The following is a 21,003-nucleotide window of genomic DNA, read 5'->3' as shown; positions in this document are numbered from 1 at the left end:
CTAGCCCATGTACACAGCATCGTCCTCCGTGACCGCCCCGCCCCGGCCGCTCCGTCCCGCGGGAGCGGGCGGCGGCCCGTATCTCGACCCCCGCGCCGCGTCACCGGCGTCCGCCGCGGGTCGGACCCGGCGGGCGGCGGGACCGGGCACCCAGGCGCTCAGCGGACGGCTCGACCTGTCGGGCCCCCAGGGCGCGCAGTTGAGAATGGCCATCGCCTCGGTGCACCGCATCTGCCCGGAGTTCAACCCGGTGCAGGTGCTGCGCCGCAGCGGACGCTCGGTCCTCATCGTGGGCACCACCGGCCGCGCGACGGCGGTGGCGAAGTGTTTACTGGACCACTCCCCCGCATGGACGGAGAGGTTCCGGCACGAAATAGCGGCATACCGCGCGTTCGTCAGGCACCGCCCGCCGGTCCGGGCCCCGCGGCTCGTCGCCGCCGACCCGGAGAGCTGCACCCTGGTGATCGAGCGGATGCCCGGCCGCGTCGCGGCGCTGACGAGACACCCTGCGGAGGCGCCGCCCCGTGCGGACTTCCGGGCCGTCCTGGGGGCGATCAGCCGGGTCAACGCGTGGAGGCCGCCGGCGGGCCTGTTCGACGCCCCGCTCGACTACGCTTCGCGCATCGCCCGCTATCACGAGCTGGGCCTCTTCACGGACCGCGACCTGGGCGACCTGCAGAAGCTGCTGCACGGCCTGGCGCACGCGGGCGGGCGTCAGGGAATGGGCCAGTTCTGCCACGGCGACGCACTGCTCTCCAACATCCTGCTCCCCCCCACGGGCCCGGTGCTCGTCGACTGGGAGCACGCCGGCTGGTATCTCCCGGGGTACGACCTCGCGACGCTCTGGGCCGTGCTCGGTGACGCCCCGGCGTCCCGGCGGCAGATCAGCCAGCTGGCGCAGGCATCCGGCGCCGCGGCCCGCGACGCCTTCCTGATCAACCTCATGATCGTGCTGACCCGCGAGATCCGCACCTATGAGACGGCCGTGCAGCGGGCCATGCGCGAGGGCGCACCGGCCGGGGGCGGCCAGGCACGGCAGGGCGCGCTGTCCTCCGGCGAGGAGCAGCGGCTCCTGCTGCGCAGGTTGCACGACGACTGTGCGATGGCCCGGCGGGCCGTGCGCGCCGCGGTGGGGACCCGCTGACCACGCCGGCGCGACCGGCCTGACGAACGGGGGAACGCGCTGCGGGACCGGTGCCGACACACAGGTCCCGCAGCGCGCCGCGTGCCCTCAGCCGCCGCTCACGAGCGCGCTCGCACCACATCGACGTCGGACGCCCTGACGAAGCCGATCCGATGGCCGATCTGCACCGTCACGTACTTCTGGTCCCCGGCGAAGTACGTGTGGTCGTACGGCTTCGACGCGTCGATCGTCGGGGCGTAGTAGTAGCCGGTGGGCGCCTGACCGCCACCGGGGAACGCCTGCCCCTCCTTGATGGTGTAGACGAGCGGGGTGCCGACGGTCGGCTTCACGAAGTCCGCGGGGTACTCCCCCTTCTCCGGGTACGCGACCCCGTACACCGGCACTTCCGCCTTGCCCGCCTTCGGCCGCACGACCGTGCCCGAGGTGGGGACGGTGACGCGGGCGCCGTCGGGGGTGCTGAACCACGCCTTCTGGCCGTACCACCAGATCGCCGTCCAGCCGGGGGCCCGGTCCGCGACGACGGCCTGCTGGGTGGCGCTGATCTTGCTGCCCCAGTCCGCGGCGCAGTTCGTCCCCGGCGAACCGTCCGGGTGCAGTCCGGGGTCGGAGAAGAGCGGTGAGTCCGCCGACGGCTGCGTGTGCAGGGGCACCGCGCTGCTTCCCTGGCGGGGCAGGTCCACGCCCTTCTCGCAGTCGCGGAACTCCTGCTGGTTCTTGGTGAAGTCCGCGCTGACGGTGACGAGTTCACCGGTCCTGGGCGCACTCGGCACGCTGGGCCTGCCGAGGAGGGCCATGAAGCGGTTCCAGTCCCAGTAGGGGCCCGGATCCCAGTGCATGTTCTTCGTTCCCGCGGCGCTGGTGGGAGGGACGCCGTCGTGTCCGATGATGTGCTGCCGGTCGAGCGGGATGTCGTACTTGGCCGCCAGGTGACGTACCAGACGTGCGGTCGAGCGGTACATCTCGGGGGTGTACCACTTGGCGCCCTCGGCCGCGACGCCCTCCTGTTCGATGCCGATGGAGTGCGTGTTGAGATACCAGTTGCCGGCTTGCCAGGCGACGTCCTTGTTCTTCACCATCTGGGTGACATGACCGTCGGACGAGCGCACGACGTAGTGCGCCGAGGTCTGGTTGAGCGGGTTCTGGAAGATCTTCAGCGTGGTGTCGAAGTCCTCCTCCGTGTCGTGCAGGACGATGAACTTGACCTGGTTGCTGTCCGGACGGTCCGCCGTGTCGTAGTTGCCGTACGTGTCCTTGTCGGCGGGGTCACCGGTCTGCTGGTAGGCGGCGGGGACCCAGTCGCAGGACAGGCTGCGGGGACATTCCGGCCGGACGGTGTCCGCGCCTGCCGCCGCCGGTGAGAGGAGCGCCACGCTCAGCGCTCCCGCCGTGGTCAGTGCGAGCGCGAGTCTGGACCTCTGCTTCGACGTCATGACAACCCTTCTTGGGCCGGGCGGTCGGGGAACACCTCGGGAGCGCTCTCCGCGTTCGTTCGTCGGCGCACACTCTGTTGCGCAAGGGGTTGGTGAGTCAAGAGTGCAGTGCGCAACGACACCTGAGCTTGTGTGACTATTTCCCGCCGTGCGTGCCCCGGATGGCCCAGGGGTAGTGCTGCCGCCGACAGGACAGGTCCGCGTGACTCACGCGGAGTTCACTGAGAGGCCGGACGCACACATGGCACAGCCCTTCACACTGCCGGACTTCTACGTACCGTATCCGGCCCGTCTCAATCCGCATCTGGAGGCGGCCCGAGACCACACCCGGGAGTGGGCGCGCGGCATGGGGATGCTGGAGGGCTCGGGAATCTGGGAGGAGAAGGACCTCGAATCCCATGACTACGCGCTGCTCTGCGCGTACACCCACCCCGACTGCTCGGCAGAGGCGCTGTCCCTCGTCACCGACTGGTACGTGTGGGTCTTCTTCTTCGACGACCACTTCCTGGAGCTGTTCAAGCGCACGCCGGACCGGGAGGGCGGCAAGCGGTACCTGGACCGGCTTCCCGACTTCATGCCGATGCGTCGCGGCGCCGCGACGCCCGAGCCGGTGAACCCCGTCGAGGCGGGGCTCGCGGACCTGTGGGCCCGGACCGTGCCGAGCATGTCCGACGCGTGGCGGGCCCGGTTCGCCGAGGCGACGGAGAACCTCCTGAACGAGTCCCTCTGGGAGCTCGCGAACATCAACGAGGGCCGTATCGCCAACCCCGTCGAGTACATCGAGATGCGCCGCAAGGTGGGCGGGGCGCCGTGGTCCGCGGGGCTCGTGGAGTACGCCGCGAACGCGGAGATCCCCCCACCGGTGGCCGGCTCACGCGCGTTGCGGGTCCTGAGCGACGCGTTCTCCGACGCCGTGCATCTGCGCAACGACCTCTTCTCGTACCAGCGCGAGGTCGAGGACGAGGGCGAGAACAGCAACGGCGTACTCGTCCTGGAGCGGTTCCTGGACTGCTCGACACAGGAGGCGGCCGAGGCGGTCAACGATCTGCTGACCTCGCGCCTTCAGCAGTTCGAGAACACCGCCCTGACCGAACTCGGGCCCCTGTGCGCGGAGAAGGGGCTGACCCCGGACGAGACGGTGGCGGTCCTGTCCTATGTCAAGGGGCTCCAGGACTGGCAGTCCGGCGGCCATGAGTGGCACATGCGCTCCAGCAGGTACATGAACGGCGACGCGGCACGGAGCACCCCCGGATTCGGCATGGCCGCGGCCTCGATCCGGCTGACCCCCCGCGCGGAGTCCCTGCGCCGGCGCAGCCACACACACGTCCCCTACCAGCGCGTCGGCCCTTCCCTGCTGCCGGACTTCGACATGCCGTTCAGCACGACCCTCAGCCCGCACCTGGACGGCGCGCGCGTCAGGATCGTCGAGTGGTCGCACCGGATGGGACTGCTGGAGGCGCAGCCGGGCGTACCGGATTCCCACATCTGGGACGAGGAGCGGCTCGTCGCGACCGATCTGCCTCTGTGCGCGGCCGGGCTGCACCCCGATGCGACCCCCGACGAGCTCGACCTGTCGTCGGGATGGCTGACCTGGGGGACGTACGGGGACGACTGGTTCCCGGTGGTGTACGGGCGGAGGCGTGATGTGGCGGGGGCGAAGCTCGCCAACGAGCGGCTGTCTCGGTTCATGCCGCTGGACGGCGCGTCGCTGCCCGAACCGGTCAACGCACTGGAGCGGGGACTCGCGGACCTCTGGCGGAGGACGGCGGGCCCGATGGACGAGAGCGGCCGCCGCACCTTCCGTGACGCCGTGGAGAAGATGACGGCGAGCTGGCTCTGGGAGCTGGCGAACCAGGCGCAGAACCGGATTCCCGACCCGGTGGACTACATGGAGATGCGCCGGGCGACGTTCGGTTCGGACCTCACGATGAGCCTGTGCAGGCTGGGCCACGGAAGAAGGGTTCCGGACGCCGTCTACCGCAGCGGCCCGATGCGTTCCCTGGAGAACGCGGCCGCCGACTACGCGTGCCTGGTGAACGACGTCTTCTCGTACCAGAAGGAGATCGAGTACGAGGGCGAGGTGCACAACGGCGTCCTGGTCGTGCAGAACTTCTTCGGAGTGGACTACCCGACCGGCGTCGCGATCGTGGACGACCTGATGAAGTCGCGGATGCGCCAGTTCCAGCACGTCGCGGAGCGCGAACTCCCCGTGCTGTACGACGATTTCGGCCTCGACGCCGAGACCAGGGAGATCCTGGACGGTTATGTCGCCGAGCTGCGGAACTGGATGGCGGGCATCCTCGTCTGGCACCGCGACTGCCGGCGCTACCGCGAGGAGGACCTGCGACGGGGCACCGGGACCCCGTGGCGCCTCGGCGGCCCCACGGGGATCGGGACGTCGGCGGCGCGGGTGACCCGGGTGCTCACTGCGCAGGGACGTTTCAGCCCTGCTGGAACAGCTCTGCCGGAAGTGGCTTCAGCAGGGCGTACAGGTCATCCGTGATCGGACGGTCCCAACTGGCGATGGTGACGAGCACGCCGTCGCTCCGGTCGAACTGGACGCAGGAGATCCGGCTCTCGGAGAGCTTGATGCGGCGCACGATCAGCAGGCTGTCGCCCTGCATCACGGGCATGTCCTCGGTGCCGGTCACTTCGACCGGCTCGTCGTTCTCGAGCGCGAGGAGGAGCTGCGCGACCTCGAAGGGAACCTGGCCCTCCTCGGTCTCGCGGGCCGGCGACCCTTCCGGCAGGTTGCCGATGATCATCGCGGGCCCGCGTCCGCCGAACAGGTCGTAGCGCAGGAACACGCCCTGACAGCTCCCGTCGGGGGCGGGCAGGAGACCGGCGCCGAGGTTGCCGGGCCAGTCGCCCGGGTCCATGGCCAGGACGTCGAAGTCCGGGCCCGCGGGAGTGGCGGCGCTGCGGCGGCGGAGGAAGGACATGGGGCCATGTTACGTGTCCGGGCTCACGTTGCGGAGCCGGGCACCGCTACCCGGACTCCGCCGCCAGGGCTTCGAGCACCCGGACCGCCTCGGCCGCCCGTCCGTACGGCACGAACAGGTGGTCGTGGTGGAATCCGGCGATCACGTTGCAGCTGATCCCCGCATCGGTGAGGGCCAGTGCGACCGCAGCCGTGAGCCCGACCGCGTCCAGCGCGGAGTGCACACGCAGGGTGATGCGGCCGGCGACGAAGTGGTGATCGAGACCGGCCGCGTCGGCCTCCGCCTCGGGAAGGACCAGCGTCAGCCCTTCCCGTTCGGAGACGGTGGCGACGGGAGTGACACCGGCGGGGACCTCGCCGTCCGCCACGGTGGTGAAGACATAGCGGCCGCTGTGCAGCTCAGGCCGCATGCTCCGCAGAAGCGTCCGAAGGTCTCGCTCACCTGTCATGGGGCCACGCTACGCGCCCGGGTCCTGCCCGCACGCCCCGAAGGGCGCGGGGGCTCCGCGCCTGCCGTCCGGGTGTCACCGCCGGCCCGGGGGTCGCGGCGCCGAACGCGACGCGCCCGTGATCACGTTCCCCCGCTCGTCCAGGAGGTGCCCGCGGCGGAGCCCCACCGCCCCGTGAATGCGGTGCGTGACGGGCCGCCTGGGCCGAGTAAGCCATTCAGGCACGCCTTGTATCCATACGGTCACCTTGCGTGGCAACGGCGGTTGATCGCCCATAGCTTCGGCTCATGAGAACAAGACACATGAACAGCCTGGCAGCCGTCACCGTCGTCACCGCCTCCGTGCTCGGCCTCGCGGCCGTGCCCACCGCAGCGGCCGGACACCGGGATCTGGTGGTGCACCCGGGCGAATCCATCCAGGGCGCGGTGAACGCGGCGGAGCCGGGCGACACGATCGTCCTCCTGCCCGGCACCTACCGCGAGAGCGTCCTGATCACCACGCCGGGCCTGACCCTGCGCGGGGCCGGCGAGCGCACGGTGATCAAGCCGCCCGCCACCAAGCCGGCGAAGACCTCCAAGCCCGCGAAGGCCAAGAAGCCCGCCAAGACCACCAAGGGCGCCGAGGCCGCGAGGGGCCCGCGGGCCGCCAACGCGTGTGCGGCCGGCGGGAACGGCATCTGTGTCATCGGCACCAAGGGCCACACCGTCGACGATGTCAGGATCCGTGCGCTGACCGTCTCCGGCTTCAGCAAGAGCGGCGTCTGGGCGTCCTGGACGGACGGGCTCTCCGTCCGCAGGGTGACCGCCTCGAAGAACGGCACCTGGGGCATCGCGCAGGAGCGCTCGACCCGGGGCGACTTCCGGCGCAACACGGCCACCGCGAACGGTGACGCGGGGATCTTCGTCGCCAACTCGGTCAGCGAGGAGGGCGGCGCGACCGACACCGGCGGGACGCTCGTCGTGGACAACTCGGTGACCGGCAACCGCATCGGTGTCACGGCCCGCCGGGTCAGGAACATGGTGATCGACGGCAACACGATGACCGGCAACTGCAGCGGGGTGTTCGTCGTCGGCGACGAGTCGAAGCCCGCCGCCGGCGCCATCACGATCAGCGGCAACCGGATCCTGAAGAACAACAAGTTCTGCGCCGCGACCCCGCGGCTCTCGGCGATCCAGGGGTCGGGCATCGTTCTCACCGGCAGTGAGCGCACGATCGTTCGTTCCAACGTCATCCGGGACAACGTCGGCTCGACCCCCCTCTCCGGCGGCATCCTGCTCTTCAAGAGCTTCGTCGGCGCGCTGAACACCGACAACGAGATCAGCCGCAACCTCGTGCGCGGCAACAAGCCGGCCGACCTCGCCAACCGCGACACCGCGGGCAAGGGCAACACCTTCGTCAGCAACACGTGCGGGACGTCCGTCCCGGCCGGGATGTGTGCCGAATGACAGCCGATCACCGCACCAGGAGGAACGAGACGGTATGACCACCGTGAGCCCCACCCCCGAGACCCCCGTCGCCTCGCCCCCCGCGGGGCACGCGGCGTCCTCCACCGCCCAGACACCGCCGCCGTCCATGCGCCTGCGTGAGCTCGCCTTCGGAGCGGCCTGCGCCGCGGCCGTGCGCGCGGCGGCCAGGCTGGGCATCGCCGACGCACTGGGCGAGACGCCCTCGTCGGCCGCGGAGCTGGCCCTCGTCGTGGACGCCGAACCCGTACCGCTGCAGAGGCTGCTGCGTGCGCTGTGCTGCTACGGGATCTTCGCGGAGACCGAGGACGGGAAGTTCGTCCACACCGAGATGTCCCGGCTGCTGCGGGAGGACGACCCCAACAGCCTGCGCTACATCTCCCTGTGGTGCACGGAGCCCTGGACCTGGGAGGTCTGGCCGCGGCTCGAGGACGCCGTGCGCACCGGCACGAGCGTCTTCCCCGAGACGTTCGGCAAGGGCTTCTTCGACTACCTCCACCAGGACGCCGGCGAGTCCGCCCAGGTGTTCAACAAGGCGATGACCACGTCCAGCGTGCAGTCCGCGCGGGATGTCGCCGAGCTCCTCGACCTCACCGGCGTCTCCTCCGTGGCCGACATCGGCGGCGGCCAGGGCCATGTGCTCGCGAGCCTGCTGGAGAAGCACCCCTCGGTCCACGGCACGCTCATGGACCTGCCGGGCGTCGTGGCACGCGCGGACGCCAGGCTCCGGGACGGCGGCCCGCTCGCGGACCGCGTCCGGATCGTGCCCGGCGACTGCCGCGAGGACATCCCGTTCGAGGTGGATCTCTACATCATCAAGAACATTCTCGAATGGGACGACGAGAGCACCCGCAGGACCCTCGCCAACGTGGTCGCCGCCGCCCGTCCCGGCGCGCGCGTGGTGATCATCGAGAACCTCGTCGACGACACCCCGTCCATGAGGTTCACCACGGCCATGGACCTCCTGCTGCTGCTCAACGTCGGCGGCGCCAAGCACACCCGGGAGAGCCTGGTCACGCGGATGTCCGCGGCCGGTCTGCGGGTGGGCGAGATCCACCCGGTCAACGCCTACCTGCACGCCTTCGAGTGCGTCGTGCCGTAACGCGGAGCACCGGGCAGGCACGAAGAGATCGCCCCGGGTCCGGCACCATGGTGCCGGACCCGGGGCGATCGTCCGTGCGTCAGGCCGAGCCGTCCCGCTGCCACGTGTAGAACTGCTGCGCCATCGCGTCCTTCGGACCACGCCAGGTCTGCGGGTCGTAGGGGCTCACGAAGGCGGTCAGCCGGTCGCTGATGGCCTTGAACTCGGGGTGCTCCATCACCTTGGCGATCTCCGGGCCCGGGGGGCGCTCGGACTCGATGAGGTGCAGGTAGACGTCGCCGAACTGGAACAGGCTGCGCCTGTTCACGCCGACGAGGTGGGGCAGTTCGGTGTTGTCGGAGGCCGCGAAGAGCTTCGCGATGTCCGGTGCGGACTCGGGCGCCATCCGGGCGACGATCAGTGCGTGGTGCATCCGGCTGCCTTTCCGGGCTCAGTTGGCGGGAACCGAGGCGGTGCGCCGCTCGCGGTCGCGCTGCTCGATCTTGTCCCGGATGAGCTCCAGCTGCACGCGGGAGTTGCGGTTGATGTTCTCGGTCATCCACGCGTCGTCGACCGGCGCGTCGGGACGCATCGCGAAGTCCTGGCGCCAGTGCATGCGCGTGCCGCCGGGGACCTCCGAGTACTCCCACCGGATGTCCATGTGCTGGAACGGGCCGGGCTCGACCCGCCGGGCGCGCACGTTCCGTCCCTGGCGGTCCGTGGTGCGCTCCGAGACCCAGCTCCAGACCTTGCCGTTGTCGTCGGGGTGCATCGTGAGGCGGAAGGTCGTCTTCTGCCCCTCACGCTTCATCACCTCGACGGCCGCGTACTCGCTGAACAGCTGCGGCCAGTTCTCGAGATCGTTCGTCATGTCCCAGACGAGGTCCAGGGGCGCGGCGATGGTGATCTCGTTCTCGGTGTGTCCGGACACGTCAGGCTCCTGTCACGAGGGTGGTGTTCACGAGGTCGAGGAACTCGCGGGGCGTCTTGCACCGGTCGGCGTCGACCGGCAGGGGGTGGCCGTACCTGTTCTCGAGCGCGGCGACGATGCCGAGCAGCCCGAGCGAGTCGAGGCCGTACTCGTCGAAGGCGGAGGCGGGGCGGTTCGCCATCTCGGTGGGGTCGACCGTGAGGCCGGCACCGTTCTTCATGAGTCCGGCCAGTTCCTCGTACGTCAGTTGAGCGGTCATCGGTACTGCTCCTTCTCAGGCGGGGGTGTCGGTGGGGCGTCGCAGCACCAGGGCCGCGTTCGATCCCATGAGTCCTCGGCTCAGCACGAGGGCCGTCCTCATCTCGGCGGGGCGCGCGCGCCCCATGACGAGGTCGAGGTCGTGGCACACGTCGAAGACGTTGGGCGTCGGCGGGATCAGGCCGTGCTCCATGGCGAGCACGGCCGCCGCCGTGTCCAGTACGGGGGCGCCGCAGTAGGCGCGGCCGATGCCGGTCTTGGGCGCCGTGACGGGTACGCGGCGTCCGTGCGCGCCGAGGGCGTCGGCGATGGCCAGCGCTTCGGCTCGGTCCGCCGACGGCACACCGAGCGCGTCCGCGAAGACCACGTCGATCTCCTCGGGCGCGCAGCCGGCCTCGCGCAGTGCTCCCTCGATCGCGTGGGCGAGCCCCGCGCGCGACTCCTCCCACCGGGCGGCGCCCGTGAAGGTAGCGGCGTGTCCGGCCACTTCGGCCCGGACCCGGGCCCCGCGTTCTAGGGCGGCCGTCTCCTCCTCGACCACCAGCATGCCGCCGCCCTCCGCCGGGACGAATCCGCACGCGTCCTTGGTGAACGGCCGGTAGGCGCGGGTGGGGTCGTCGCTCAGGCTGAGGTCGTCGTAACCGAGCTGGCAGACGACCGAGTACGGTGCGAGCGGCGCCTCGGCGGCGCCGACGACGACGGCGTCCGTGCCGCGGCGGATGGAGCGCGCCGCGTGCATGAGGGCGTCCAGGCCGCCGGCCTCGTCGCTGGCAACGACGGCGCACGGCCCCTTGAAGCCGCCCCGGATCGAGATCTGACCGGTGCTCGCCGCGTAGAACCAGGCGATGGACTGGTAGGGGCCGACGAAGCGGGACCCCTGCCCCCACAGCCGTTGCAGCTCGCGCTGGCCGAACTCACCGCCGCCGGACCCGGCAGCGGTGACCACTCCCACCTTGAAGGGCGCGCCCTCGTAGTCGGCGCGGCCGAGCCGGGCGTCGTCGAGTGCGAGGTCGGCGGCCGCCATCGCGTAGTGCGTGAAGCGGTCGGTCTGGACGAGGAAGCGCTCCTCGATGAACGCGACGGGGTCAAAGTCCCGGACCTCGCCTGCGATGCGCAGCGGGAGGTTCTCGCAGCCCTCGCGGGAGACCGTGTCCAGGACACTGACCCCCTCCTGGGTCTGCTTCCAGAAGGCGCCGGCGCCGGTCCCGTTGGGGGCGACGACACCGATGCCCGTGATGACGGAACTGCGGCGTGCCGGGTTTGCCGGGGCACTCATGGGTTCCTCCCGCCTGATCGGGTCATGGCGACGGCGGACTGGAACCCGCCGAAGCCGCTGCCGACCGAGAGCACACTGCGCAGCTTGAGGGGCCGGGCCGTGCGCGGTACGTAGTCGAGGTCGCACTCGGGATCAGCGGTCTCGTAGTTGGCCGTCGGCGGCACCGTCTGGTGCTTGAGGGCCAGCACGCACGCGGCGATCTCGATCGCTCCGATGGCGCCCAGGGAGTGGCCGACCATCGACTTGATCGAACTCATCGGCACCTTGTACGCGTGGTTGCCGAGAGCCCGCTTCACCGCGGCCGTCTCGTGCCGGTCGTTCTGCTTGGTGCCCGAACCGTGCGCGTTGACGTAGTCGACCTGCGAGCCGTCCAGCCTGGCGTGCGCGAGGGCGGTGTTGATGGCCTCGGCCATCTCCAGTCCCTCGCTGGTCAGTCCGGTCATGTGGTAGGCGTTGCCGAAGGTGGCGTAGCCCGATATCTCGCAGTAGATCGTGGCGCCGCGGGCCCGTGCGTGCTCCAGTTCCTCGAGCACGAGGACCGCTCCGCCCTCACCCATCACGAACCCGTCCCGGCGGGCGTCGAACGGCCTGGAGGCGTGCTCCGGGTCGTCGTTGTTCGCCGAGGTGGCCTTGATCGCGTCGAAGCAGGCCACCGTGATGGGGGTGATCGGCGTGTCGGAGGCCCCGGCGATGCAGACGTCGACCCGGCCCTCCTCGACGGAGTGGAAGGCGTATCCGATCGCGTCGAGTCCGGACGTGCAGCCGGTCGAGACGGTCTGCACGGGTCCGTGCGCGCCCACCTCCTCCGCGACGGCGGAGGCGAGGGTGCTCGGCGCGAACGCCCTTTCGAGGTGAGCGCCGGCGGGCCTGTGGTCGACGTCCCAGCGGGCTCCGCTGTCGCTGACGGCGACGTAGTCGTGTTCGAGCCGGGTGGTACCGCCGACGGCGGTCCCGAGGGAGACCCCGATACGCCAGGGGTCCTCCCTCTCCAGGTCGAGTCCGGCGTCTCCGAGCGCCTCCCTGGCCGCGACCAGGGCGAACTGGATGTACCGGTCCGAACGGGCGATCAGCTGCTCGTCGAGGCCGTGGGCGACGGGGTCGAAGTCGCACTCGGCGGCGATGCGCGAGCGGAACTGCGACGGGTCGAACAGGGTGATGCCGCGTGTGGCCGTACGGCCGTTGGCGAGCAGGTCCCAGAACGCCGGGGCCCCGATGCCGCCGGGGGCGACGACGCCGACCCCGGTGACGGCGACGCGCCGTGTCATGAGGCGGCCCCCGTTCGTTCCGGCGGGGCTCCGCGCTCGGCCGTCTCCGTGACCTCGGTGTCCACGTGCCCGAGCTCCGGGCGCGGGGCGAGCGGGCCGAGGTGGAAGACCATGCGGGCCTCCACGTCACCCACGTTGCGGAAGCGGTGGCGGACGTGCGGCGGGATCAGCAGTCCCTGGTCGGGCCGCATGGCGAACGTCTCCCCGTCCAGGTCGACTTCGAGGAGCCCTGCCACGACGTACACGAATTCCTCGGAGTACGGGTGGTAGTGCTCGCCGATGCGGTCGCCGGGCTCGACGAGGGCCAGCCCCATGAAGCCGCTGGTGGCCCCCACCGCCGTGGGTGTGAGCAGTGCGCGCAGGTCGCCCCCACGCCTGCGGTTGGGCTGAGTCTCGCTGAGGTCCACGATGCGAGGCCGGTGGGTGGTCATGGCTGGTCTCCTCCAGGCACGTTGTGCGGTGGGTCGGCGGAGCGGGGTGGGCCCGGTCGCCGGTGACGCGTCAGGACTCGGTGGCCCGACGGTCGGTGATCAGGTTCATCTCGGCCTGCGCGAGGAAGCGCGCGGCTTCCTGGTCGGTCGTCGGCATGCCGTTCGCACCGCCGTCCAGCAGCCGGCCGAGCATGGCCGCCTTGCGGTGGCCGCCGATGCCGAGCGCCTGCGTGGGCTGCGCGTCGAGCGGGCCGCTCACTTCGAGGAGCCGCACCACGATGTCGTCGCGCTGGAAGATGGTGCTGCTCTCGATGGGGCTCGTGACGTCGTCAGCCGCTTCCTCGTCCTGGCCGGCGAGCAGCCGCGCCAGGGCCATGCCGCAGCCCTCCTTGCCCTGGTAGAACAGCGCGTGCCGTTCGACCTGGGCCGAGGAGTGACGGCCGGCCGTCACGTGGTGGACGGTCGGGAGGGCCGCACGGGTGAAGAACATGCGGGCGGAGTCGGGATCGCTCAGGTCGCGGTCCTGCTCCAGATACGGGTTGATGGCCTCCTCGACGGCCCTGACCTCGGGCTGCCGCGAGACGTGGCGCAGTGCCGCCATCAGGTCGCCCTCGACCTCGACGGCCCGCACGACGCGGTTGCCGTGCATGAAGAGCGAGGTGCGGCGCAGTCGGGTGTTCTCGTCCACGCGGGCCCGCGGCGACTCGTAGTCGGCGAGGATCTTCGCGACCATCTCCTCCGTGCCCGGCTTGACCGTGAACGTCAGCGCGTGGCGTACGACGCCGTCACCGAGGCGCGGTGCGGACTGCAGACGGCTCTTGGCGGGCTGCGAGGTGCCCTCGAAGGCCGCGCCGGTCTCCCGCAGGACGCTGAAGCGGAGGGATCGGGTGTCGCGTACGCAGCTGTGCAGTGGCTGTACCGTCGCGACGTGCTCCTCGCTGTTCACCCAGGCGAGGAACGGCGGCGCGCTCTCCCATTCGCTGGTGATGAGCCACTGCGAGGGGTTCTCGATGGACTGGCACAGCTGGTCGCTGATGTGCCCGGGGATCGAGGCCACCTGGTTGCGCATGTGCTCGTACGCCTCGAGGAACTGGTTCTGGGCGCCGTCGTGCAGGTCCAGCAGCAGTATGACCCGGAGCCTCGAACCGTCGAAGGCGGACTGAGATATACGTTCCGAGAGGGCTGTCATCTTTCGTTCTCCTTCGAGACGCTACGGCGGCCACGGCACGTGACCCCTCGTCATCCGGCGGTGTCAGTGGAAGCGGCACGGGCCCCTGCCCGCTGACGCGTGGCGGCGCCCCCGCATCGCGGACATCGCTCCCGCGACTGATCGTGGAACGCTGGTACGGGCGGCGCGAGATTTATGAACCGTTCAGGTGAGGAGCCGTCGGAAGCCCTGCCGAACCGCTCCCGCGAGGGCATGGACACTGCATCCGTCCTGTGTCCGAGCTGGAGCAACAGATGAACGAGAACGTCGACCATCGCGTACCGGTCCTTGTCGTGGGTGGCTCCCTGGTGGGGCTGTCCACGTCCCTCTTCCTGAGCCGGCTCGGCGTCCGCCACCTGCTGGTGGAGAAACACCGCAGCACCTCCACGCACCCCCGCGGGCGTGGCAACAACGTCCGCACCATGGAGGTGTTCCGCTCCGCGGGGGCGGAACAGCTGATCCGGGACGCCGCGTCCGTGCTGGCGGAGAACCACGGCATCCTGCAGGCAGGCTCGCTCACCGGCGACGACCAGGAGTGGCTGTTCAAGGAGATCGACCCGGGCGGCGGCCTCGCCAGGTTCAGCCCCAGCGGCTGGTGCCTGTGCAGCCAGAACGACCTGGAGCCGGTCCTGGTCGACCACGCGCGGGCCCAGGGCAGCGAGCTGCGGTTCTCCACCGAGCTGATCAGCTTCGAGCAGGACGCGGACGGGGTCACCGCCGTGGTGAAGGACCGGGAGACCGGGGTGCGGAGCACGGTGCGCGCCGACTATCTCGTCGCGGCGGACGGCCCCCGCAGCCCGATCCGTGAGCAGCTCGGCATCGGCCAGACGGGTCCCGGCGACCTCTTCCACAACGTGAGCATCACCTTCCGCTCCCGGCGCCTGGCATCGGTGGTCGGCGACCGGCGTTTCATCGTCTGCTACCTGACCAACCCGGAGGCGGACGGGGCGCTCCTGCCGGTGGACAACGAGGAGCGCTGGGTCTTCCACGCGCCGTGGCAGCCCGACCGGGGCGAGACGCTGGAGGACTTCACCGACGAGAGGTGCGCGGAGCACATCCGCCTCGCGGTCGGAGCGCCGGACCTCGACGTCGAGATCACGGGCAAGGCCCCGTGGCACGCGGCGGAACGGGTGGCCGAGCGGTACGCCTCGGGCAGGGTCTTCCTCGCCGGCGACTCGGCCCACGAGATGTCCCCCACCGGGGCCTTCGGCTCCAACACCGGGATCCAGGACGCGCACAACCTGGCGTGGAAGCTGGCCGCGGTGATCGACGGCGCCGCGGAGCCCGGGCTGCTCGACACGTACGAGGCGGAACGGCTTCCGGTGGCGAAGGCCACGAGCGCGCGGGCGTCGGCCCGTTCGAGCGAGCACAGCCACCCCGGGTACGCGGGATCGCCCGGCCCGGGCGGAGGAGGCCGCAAGGGCGGCGGCATGCTCGCGGTCGCGCTGGGATACCGCTACGCGCGCGGTGCGGTCCTGGGCGTCGATCCCCAGACTCCGGTGGTGCCCGAGGGCATGGGTCTGACGGGCGAACCGGGCTCCCGGGCCCCGCACATGTGGCTCGGTCGCGACGGGGTGCGCGTGTCGACCCTGGACCTCTACGAGCAGGCGTTCGTGCTGCTCTGCGACGCCCGGCACCAGGACTGGCGTGCCGCGGCCGCCGGGGTGTCGAAGCGCCTCGGTGTCCGTCTGGACGCCTTCGGCATCGGCTCCGGCCCGGACGCGGACCTGGTGTCGGAGGAGGGGGCGGACTGGGCGGCCTCCCACGGCACCTCGGCCGAGGGCGCCGTGCTGGTGCGCCCCGACGGATTCGTGGCCTGGCGGTCCGAGAACGCGGCGGCGGACGCCGAGGGGACGCTGTACGAGGTGATGGCGACGCTGCTGCACCGCATCTGATTCGGCACGCTCGCCGGGCTGCCCCTCGGGGCGGCCCGGCCTGTGCCCTGCCTTCCCCGCGCGGCACTCGGGGGAGGCAGGGCACAGTCGCGCGGAGCGGGCCGGCATACCGGCTGACGAGACGGCGCGGCCCGGAGTTTTCCACAGGCCGCGCCCGCCCCTTGCCAGATGACCCCGCGTCCTGAATTACTGCTCCCAGGGAACGACCGAATGGTCGGTCGTCCGTCGCACCCGGGAGGATGATCCGTATGACGGCGCTGCTGGACGCCGGAGAGCGGCTCGGCCGCGACGAGCTCGAAGCACTGCAGCTGGAGCGCCTCAGGGCCACGCTGCGGCACGCGTACGAGAACGTCGGCTTCTACCGGACCGCGTTCGACAAGGCCGGTCTGCGGCCCGAAGACTGCCGCACCCTCGCGGACCTGGGCCGCTTCCCGTTCACCGTGAAGGCCGACCTGCGTGACAACTACCCCTTCGGAATGTTCGCCGTCCCCGAGGACCGGGTGCGGCGGATCCACGCCTCCAGCGGCACGACGGGCCGGCCCACGGTGGTCGGCTACACCGCACGCGACCTGGACACGTGGGCCGACGTCGTGGCCCGCTCGATCAGGGCCGCCGGCGGGCGACCGGGGCACAAGGCCCATGTGGCGTACGGGTACGGACTGTTCACAGGCGGCCTCGGTGCCCACTACGGCGCCGAGCGGCTGGGCTGCACGGTCATCCCGGCGTCCGGCGGGATGACCGCACGCCAGGTGCAGCTCATCCAGGACTTCGGGCCCGAGATCATCATGATCACGCCCTCGTACATGCTCACCCTCCTCGACGAGTTCGAGCGCCAGGGCGTCGACCCGCGCTCCACGTCCCTGAAGGTCGGCATCTTCGGTGCCGAGCCGTGGACCGAGCAGATGCGCCGGGAGATCGAGGAACGCTTCGCGATCGACGCGGTCGACATATACGGGCTGTCGGAGGTGATGGGGCCGGGCGTGGCCCAGGAGTGCGTCGAGACCAAGGACGGTCTGCACATCTGGGAGGACCACTTCTATCCGGAGGTCGTCGACCCGCTCACCGGGGAGGTCCTGCCGGACGGGGAGGAGGGCGAACTGGTCTTCACCTCGCTCACGAAGGAGGCCATGCCGGTGATCCGTTACCGGACCCGCGACCTCACGCGCCTGCTGCCGGGAACCGCACGCACCTTCCGGCGGATGGAGAAGGTCACCGGACGCAGCGACGACATGGTGATTCTGCGCGGGGTGAACCTCTTTCCGACCCAGATCGAGGAGATCGTGCTGAGGACGCCCGGGGTGGCCCCGCACTTCCAGCTGCGCCTGACCCGCGAGGGTCGTCTGGACGCTCTGACCGTGCGGGCGGAGGCCCGGCGGGAAGCCACGACGGACGACCGCGCGGCGGCCGCCCGGTCGATCGCGGCCGCGGTGAAGGACGGGGTCGGTGTGAGCGTCGAGGTCGAGATCGTCGACCCCGAAACGCTCGAACGGTCGGTGGGCAAGATCAGGCGCATCGTCGACCTGCGGAAGGACGGCTGAGGCGGCGTGGCCGGGCCCGTGCCGAGGCGCGGGCCTGACGGGAGGGGAAGAGCAGGGCAAGCCATAGACGGGAAGGGAAGGGAAGGGGCCGGCGAGCGGAAGGCGGGGCCGGGCGGCCGGTGACGCGGTCAGCGGGAAGCGGTCGGGAAGGCGGTCAGCCGGAAGCGGAAGGCGGTCAGCGGGAGGCGGTCAGGGACGCGAAGACCACGACGTTGTCCTGGTAGCCGGACTTCTTGTCGTAGTCGCCGCCGCAGGTGATCACGCGTAGCTCGGGCCGGGCCGAGGGCCCGTAGACCTTCTTGTCGGGGAAGTTCTTCTTGTCGTAGGTCTCCACGGCATAGACGGTGAACACCGCTGTGCTCAGGTCCTGCCGGATGATCTCCACGGTCGCCCCCGTCCGCACCAGTCCCAGCTGCTGGAACACGCCGGGGCCGAGGCGGGTGTCCACGTGTCCGGCCGTGACGGCGGTACCCACGGACCCCGGGACCGTACCTCCGGCGTACCACCCGGTGAGCACCGGATTGTTGTCGGGCGGGGGCTTCAGCGCCCCTGAGGCGTCGAGGCCCAGCTTCATCATGGGCGCGTCGACCTTGAGGCTGGGGATCCGCAGGCGGACGGGGGTCACGGGTGGAAGCGGCGGAACGGTGGGCGGCGCCGCGAGGGTGCTCCGGCCGGGGACGCGGCGCGGCGCGGCCGACGCGGCGTCGCCCGACCGTGCCGACTCCGTTCCGGACGGTGCGGCAGATCCCGCGACCGGGAGCAGCGGGGCCGGCCGGACCGGGGGGCGGGGGACGAGGACCGGCGGTGCGGTGGGCCGCCGGACAAGGGCGGGACGGCGGGGCTCGGGGCGTTCCGCCGCTGTGTACGGCAGCGCGGGCCCGGCGGGTGCGGGACGAACCGGGACGCTCGCCTGGGACGGCGCCGGGGCCGCAGGCGGTGCGGGGGCCGCGGCGGCTGCCGGTGGTGGTGGCGGCCTGTCGTCGCGCAGTCCGGTGATCACCAGCACGGTCCCCGCCACGCATGCCCAGACGAGGTGCTTCACCGCCGGGAACGACTGGGGCGTCGGGCTGTTCGTGGGCACGGTCTCCATCGTGTGCCTCTGCTTCACGGGGTCGGTGGGAGTCCGGGGACCGCCCGCACCGGAATGTTCCGGAGCGGGGATCGGTGGTGATCGGTGGGCGTCCGAGGACCCCCGGCACCGGGAAGGTCCGGGGCCCTCGGACGGGAACCGCGCGGTCAGCCGCGTGCGGCGGCGGCCCTGCGACGCAGCCTGACCACTCCCCCGGCCGCCGCCCCGGCCAGCAGGACGCTCCCCAGGGCGAGCTGGGTGCTCGTGTCGGTCGGGGCCCCGAAGCCCGCGTCCACACCGCCGCTGGGAGCGCGGTCGGTGATCCGGTAGGTGTCCGTGATCTTGATCCGCGGAGGACACTTCACGGTGACGGTGTCCGTCCCCGGCTCGGCGTCCCTCGGGATCTCGAACACACCGACGAGTACACCCTTGCGGTCGCCTTCGAACAGGTGGAAGGCGCCGCCCGCCTCCGACGTCCCCTTGCCGTAGGTCTCCTTGCCGCAGGCTCGGGTGCTGACGGTGACCTGGGCGCCCGGCGAAGCGTGCGCCGGGCTGATGCGGATGGTCTGTTCACCGGCCGGGTCGGCCGCCTCCGCCACGGGGGCCGCGAAGGCAAGGGAACCTACGGCCAGACAGATACCCGCACCGATGCGTGTGTTGCGCATGAGGATCCTCCAACGGGAGCAGGGTCCGGCCGGACTGCGCGGCACCTCTGCTGTTCTCCACGTCCGAGGCAACCGACACCCCGTCACCCCCGCAACACGTGGCGCCACCACCTGTGTCACCCGGCCGGGCCCGGAGTTGCGCGTCGAGGCACCCGTTTTCCCAGGTCACCCGATTCCGGCCGGAAGCTGAGGAGTAATCATGCCGGTGACGGCGAACGGGCTACGCGGTGGACCGCGCCGGGCCGACGGTCAGTCACCCGCCCCGGCGAACCGGTCCCGCAGCTCTCTCTTGAGGATCTTCCCGCTGGCGTTGCGCGGGAGTTCACCGACGAACAGCACCCGCTTCGGGGCCTTGAAATGTGCGAGGCGCTCGCGGGTGTGGTCGATCAGCTCGGCCTCCGAAGCCTCGCCACGGAGCACCACGACGGCTGTGACGGCCTCGATCCAGCGGGGGTCCGGCAGCCCGACCACGGCCGTCTCCGCCACAGCCGGATGGGTGTAGAGCGCATCCTCCACCTGCCGGGAGGCGACGAGCACCCCTCCCGAATTGATGACGTCCTTCACCCGGTCGACGACGGTGAAGTAGCCCTCGGAGTCGCGCACCGCGAGATCGCCGGAGTGGAACCAGCCGTCGCGGAAGGCCTCCGCGGTCTCCTCCGGTTTGTCCCAGTAGCCCTGGCACAGCTGCGGGGAGCGGTAGACGACTTCACCCGCCTCCCCGTCGGGGACCTCCTTGCCGTGCTCGTCGACCACCCTCGCCTCGACGAAGAGCACGGGACGCCCGCAGGAGTCCATCCGGCCCTCGTGTTCGCCGGGGCCCAGCACGGTGGCGAGAGGCCCGATCTCGCTCTGCCCGAAGCAGTTGTAGAAGGCCAGTCCGGGCAGTCGCTCACGCAGACGCTCCAGCACCGGCACGGGCATGATCGAGGCTCCGTAGTAGGCCTTGCGCAGGGCACCGAGTTCACGGGTCGCGAAGTCCGGATGGTTGGCGAGCCCGATCCAGACCGTCGGCGGCGCGAACAGACTGTCCGCCTGTCCGGCCTCGACCAGGTCGAAGATCCGCCCGGCGTCCGGTGCGTCGAGGATCGTGTTCTCGGCTCCCACGGCGAGGTACGGCAGCAGGAACACGTGCATCTGGGCGGAGTGGTAGAGCGGCAGCGAGTGCACGGGCCGGTCGGTGGACCGGAGGTCCAGGGCGACGACGGCGCTGACGTACTCGTGCACCAGGGCGCCGTGCGTCATCATCGCGCCCTTGGGCAGCGCGGTGGTGCCGGACGTGTAGAGCAGCTGCACCAGATCGTCGGCACCGGGCTCACGCGCGGGGGCGAAGGGGCGCGGCGTGTCCAGTTCGTCCAGAAGGGAGCCCGGGGTGTCCCGCAGCGCGCGCACGGGGTGCCCCGGCGGGACGCGGGGGGCGAGGGCGGGATCGGTGAGGACGAGCGCGCTCCCGGACTGTTCGAGGATGTACTCCAGGTCCTCGCCGGTGAGGTTCTGATTGACCGGCACGTGCACCAGCCCGGCACGGGCGCACGCCAGATAGGCGATCAGATACGCGTCGGAGTTGTGGGCGTACGAGGCCACCCGGTCTCCGGGGCCCAGGTCGTGCTCGGCCGTCAGCACCGCGGCCGCGGTACTCACCGCCGCGTCCAGCGCGGCGTAGGTCCAGGTCCGTTCCGCGTACCTGACCGCGGTGCGCCCGGGGGTGCGCCGTGCGCTGCGTGCGAGGACACCGTCCACTGTGCTGCTGCGTACACCTGTCATGGCGTGATCCTGGGCGGCGGGGGGCCGGGGGTCAAGGGCCGTGGGCGCCGGTGTCGGACGGCCCGCGTGCGGGCGTCCGGTGCTGCGGCGACGTGTCGGGCGGCTCCGGTGTCCCACGAGGCGTCACTCCCGGGGTGGCCGGGGAGAAGGCGGGGCGAACGAGACGCGGCGGGACAAGGCGGCTGTCGTTGCGTCAGAT

General features: G+C 71.0%; 19 protein-coding genes. 6 read left to right on the top strand and 13 right to left on the bottom strand.

The genetic code is table 11. The features are described 5' to 3' along the window. Positions 1–7: 7 nt before the first annotated feature. On the top strand, positions 8–1,144 hold the full coding sequence (locus ACFYY2_RS08820) for an aminoglycoside phosphotransferase family protein (protein ID WP_388739027.1): 1,137 nt from the start codon (positions 8–10) through the stop codon (positions 1,142–1,144). Between the two features lie 98 nt (positions 1,145–1,242). Here the strand turns inward: ACFYY2_RS08820 and ACFYY2_RS08815 are convergent, their stop codons facing one another. Beyond that, positions 1,243–2,574 (bottom strand): N-acetylmuramoyl-L-alanine amidase, encoded by a 1,332-nt coding sequence (locus ACFYY2_RS08815; protein WP_388739025.1) that lies wholly within the window; start codon positions 2,572–2,574, stop codon positions 1,243–1,245. 241 nt (positions 2,575–2,815) lie between these two features. Between ACFYY2_RS08815 and ACFYY2_RS08810 the strand changes: the two genes are divergently transcribed. Further along, positions 2,816–5,077, top strand: coding sequence for a family 2 encapsulin nanocompartment cargo protein terpene cyclase (locus ACFYY2_RS08810; protein ID WP_388739022.1), 2,262 nt, complete (start codon positions 2,816–2,818; stop codon positions 5,075–5,077). Here ACFYY2_RS08810 and ACFYY2_RS08805 read toward each other — a convergent pair. Next, positions 5,016–5,516: a hypothetical protein gene (locus tag ACFYY2_RS08805; RefSeq protein ID WP_351274723.1), complete on the bottom strand. Its 501-nt coding sequence runs from the start codon at positions 5,514–5,516 to the stop codon at positions 5,016–5,018. The genes ACFYY2_RS08810 and ACFYY2_RS08805 overlap by 62 nt on opposite strands. A gap of 46 nt (positions 5,517–5,562) precedes the next feature. Further along, a complete protein-coding gene (locus ACFYY2_RS08800) occupies positions 5,563–5,964 on the bottom strand; it encodes an ACT domain-containing protein (protein ID WP_388739019.1) in 402 nt (133 codons plus the stop codon). 287 nt (positions 5,965–6,251) lie between these two features. Here ACFYY2_RS08800 and ACFYY2_RS08795 point away from each other — a divergent pair, with 287 nt between their 5' ends. Then, entirely contained in the window at positions 6,252–7,409 is a 1,158-nt protein-coding gene (locus ACFYY2_RS08795) for a nitrous oxide reductase family maturation protein NosD (RefSeq protein WP_388739016.1), read from the top strand. Positions 7,410–7,443: 34 nt separating this feature from the next. Next, the gene (locus tag ACFYY2_RS08790; RefSeq protein ID WP_388739014.1) at positions 7,444–8,529 is read left to right on the top strand and encodes a methyltransferase; all 1,086 of its coding nucleotides are present in this window, start codon (positions 7,444–7,446) and stop codon (positions 8,527–8,529) included. A 79-nt stretch (positions 8,530–8,608) separates the two neighbouring features. Here the strand turns inward: ACFYY2_RS08790 and ACFYY2_RS08785 are convergent, their stop codons facing one another. From ACFYY2_RS08785 to ACFYY2_RS08755, 7 genes are all read right to left on the bottom strand, one after another. Then, a complete protein-coding gene (locus ACFYY2_RS08785) occupies positions 8,609–8,941 on the bottom strand; it encodes a TcmI family type II polyketide cyclase (protein ID WP_388739011.1) in 333 nt (110 codons plus the stop codon). A gap of 18 nt (positions 8,942–8,959) precedes the next feature. Next, entirely contained in the window at positions 8,960–9,439 is a 480-nt protein-coding gene (locus ACFYY2_RS08780) for an SRPBCC family protein (protein ID WP_329034526.1), read from the bottom strand. Between the two features lies 1 nt (position 9,440). Then, positions 9,441–9,698: an acyl carrier protein gene (locus tag ACFYY2_RS08775; protein WP_388739008.1), complete on the bottom strand. Its 258-nt coding sequence runs from the start codon at positions 9,696–9,698 to the stop codon at positions 9,441–9,443. Between the two features lie 15 nt (positions 9,699–9,713). After that, on the bottom strand, positions 9,714–10,973 hold the full coding sequence (locus tag ACFYY2_RS08770) for a ketosynthase chain-length factor (protein ID WP_388739006.1): 1,260 nt from the start codon (positions 10,971–10,973) through the stop codon (positions 9,714–9,716). Beyond that, positions 10,970–12,238, bottom strand: a complete 1,269-nt coding sequence (locus ACFYY2_RS08765) for a beta-ketoacyl-[acyl-carrier-protein] synthase family protein (protein ID WP_388739004.1) — start codon at positions 12,236–12,238, stop codon at positions 10,970–10,972. The genes ACFYY2_RS08770 and ACFYY2_RS08765 overlap by 4 nt, the downstream gene beginning before the upstream one ends. Then, complete coding sequence (locus tag ACFYY2_RS08760; protein ID WP_329034532.1) at positions 12,235–12,669, bottom strand: cupin domain-containing protein; 435 nt, start codon at positions 12,667–12,669, stop codon at positions 12,235–12,237. Before ACFYY2_RS08760 ends, ACFYY2_RS08765 begins: the two co-directional genes overlap by 4 nt. 70 nt (positions 12,670–12,739) lie before the next feature. Continuing rightward, the gene (locus tag ACFYY2_RS08755) at positions 12,740–13,858 is read right to left on the bottom strand and encodes a SchA/CurD-like domain-containing protein (protein ID WP_388739001.1); all 1,119 of its coding nucleotides are present in this window, start codon (positions 13,856–13,858) and stop codon (positions 12,740–12,742) included. Between the two features lie 272 nt (positions 13,859–14,130). Here ACFYY2_RS08755 and ACFYY2_RS08750 point away from each other — a divergent pair, with 272 nt between their 5' ends. Both ACFYY2_RS08750 and paaK read left to right on the top strand, forming a co-directional pair. Further along, on the top strand, positions 14,131–15,771 hold the full coding sequence (locus ACFYY2_RS08750) for an FAD-dependent oxidoreductase (RefSeq protein WP_388738998.1): 1,641 nt from the start codon (positions 14,131–14,133) through the stop codon (positions 15,769–15,771). Between the two features lie 248 nt (positions 15,772–16,019). Further along, the gene (gene paaK / locus ACFYY2_RS08745; protein ID WP_388738996.1) at positions 16,020–17,309 is read left to right on the top strand and encodes a phenylacetate--CoA ligase PaaK; all 1,290 of its coding nucleotides are present in this window, start codon (positions 16,020–16,022) and stop codon (positions 17,307–17,309) included. Between the two features lie 175 nt (positions 17,310–17,484). On the opposite strand, the gene ACFYY2_RS08740 is transcribed toward paaK, so the two are convergent. The 3 genes from ACFYY2_RS08740 to ACFYY2_RS08730 all read right to left on the bottom strand — a co-directional run bounded on the left by ACFYY2_RS08740 (position 17,485) and on the right by ACFYY2_RS08730 (position 20,804). Next, on the bottom strand, positions 17,485–18,399 hold the full coding sequence (locus ACFYY2_RS08740; protein WP_388740027.1) for a class F sortase: 915 nt from the start codon (positions 18,397–18,399) through the stop codon (positions 17,485–17,487). 146 nt (positions 18,400–18,545) lie between these two features. Next, positions 18,546–19,043, bottom strand: coding sequence for a sortase (locus ACFYY2_RS08735; protein ID WP_388738993.1), 498 nt, complete (start codon positions 19,041–19,043; stop codon positions 18,546–18,548). Positions 19,044–19,292: 249 nt separating this feature from the next. Next, positions 19,293–20,804 carry an acyl-CoA synthetase gene (locus ACFYY2_RS08730; RefSeq protein ID WP_388738990.1) on the bottom strand — a complete coding sequence of 504 codons (1,512 nt, stop codon included), beginning with the start codon at positions 20,802–20,804 and terminating at the stop codon, positions 19,293–19,295. Positions 20,805–21,003 lie beyond the last annotated feature (199 nt).

This window comes from Streptomyces sp. NPDC001822 (assembly GCF_042892135.1).
Lineage (GTDB): Bacteria > Actinomycetota > Actinomycetes > Streptomycetales > Streptomycetaceae > Streptomyces.
Note: the sequence above shows the minus strand (reverse complement) of the source record. Positions and strands in the feature narration are given on the sequence as shown.

What these genes read in the sequence shown, in the direction of transcription:
- ACFYY2_RS08765 (WP_388739004.1), bottom strand. Translation starts at nt 12,238, where the DNA reads ATGACACGGCGCGTCGCCGTCACCGGGGTCGGCGTCGTCGCCCCCGGC.
- ACFYY2_RS08735 (WP_388738993.1), bottom strand. Translation starts at nt 19,043, where the DNA reads ATGCGCAACACACGCATCGGTGCGGGTATCTGTCTGGCCGTAGGTTCC.
- ACFYY2_RS08815 (WP_388739025.1), bottom strand. Translation starts at nt 2,574, where the DNA reads ATGACGTCGAAGCAGAGGTCCAGACTCGCGCTCGCACTGACCACGGCG.
- ACFYY2_RS08790 (WP_388739014.1), top strand. Translation starts at nt 7,444, where the DNA reads ATGACCACCGTGAGCCCCACCCCCGAGACCCCCGTCGCCTCGCCCCCC.
- ACFYY2_RS08800 (WP_388739019.1), bottom strand. Translation starts at nt 5,964, where the DNA reads ATGACAGGTGAGCGAGACCTTCGGACGCTTCTGCGGAGCATGCGGCCT.
- ACFYY2_RS08730 (WP_388738990.1), bottom strand. Translation starts at nt 20,804, where the DNA reads ATGACAGGTGTACGCAGCAGCACAGTGGACGGTGTCCTCGCACGCAGC.
- ACFYY2_RS08820 (WP_388739027.1), top strand. Translation starts at nt 8, where the DNA reads ATGTACACAGCATCGTCCTCCGTGACCGCCCCGCCCCGGCCGCTCCGT.
- ACFYY2_RS08795 (WP_388739016.1), top strand. Translation starts at nt 6,252, where the DNA reads ATGAGAACAAGACACATGAACAGCCTGGCAGCCGTCACCGTCGTCACC.
- ACFYY2_RS08750 (WP_388738998.1), top strand. Translation starts at nt 14,131, where the DNA reads ATGAACGAGAACGTCGACCATCGCGTACCGGTCCTTGTCGTGGGTGGC.
- ACFYY2_RS08785 (WP_388739011.1), bottom strand. Translation starts at nt 8,941, where the DNA reads ATGCACCACGCACTGATCGTCGCCCGGATGGCGCCCGAGTCCGCACCG.
- ACFYY2_RS08805 (WP_351274723.1), bottom strand. Translation starts at nt 5,516, where the DNA reads ATGTCCTTCCTCCGCCGCCGCAGCGCCGCCACTCCCGCGGGCCCGGAC.
- ACFYY2_RS08810 (WP_388739022.1), top strand. Translation starts at nt 2,816, where the DNA reads ATGGCACAGCCCTTCACACTGCCGGACTTCTACGTACCGTATCCGGCC.
- ACFYY2_RS08770 (WP_388739006.1), bottom strand. Translation starts at nt 10,973, where the DNA reads ATGAGTGCCCCGGCAAACCCGGCACGCCGCAGTTCCGTCATCACGGGC.
- paaK (WP_388738996.1), top strand. Translation starts at nt 16,020, where the DNA reads ATGACGGCGCTGCTGGACGCCGGAGAGCGGCTCGGCCGCGACGAGCTC.
- ACFYY2_RS08760 (WP_329034532.1), bottom strand. Translation starts at nt 12,669, where the DNA reads ATGACCACCCACCGGCCTCGCATCGTGGACCTCAGCGAGACTCAGCCC.
- ACFYY2_RS08755 (WP_388739001.1), bottom strand. Translation starts at nt 13,858, where the DNA reads ATGACAGCCCTCTCGGAACGTATATCTCAGTCCGCCTTCGACGGTTCG.
- ACFYY2_RS08775 (WP_388739008.1), bottom strand. Translation starts at nt 9,698, where the DNA reads ATGACCGCTCAACTGACGTACGAGGAACTGGCCGGACTCATGAAGAAC.
- ACFYY2_RS08740 (WP_388740027.1), bottom strand. Translation starts at nt 18,399, where the DNA reads ATGGAGACCGTGCCCACGAACAGCCCGACGCCCCAGTCGTTCCCGGCG.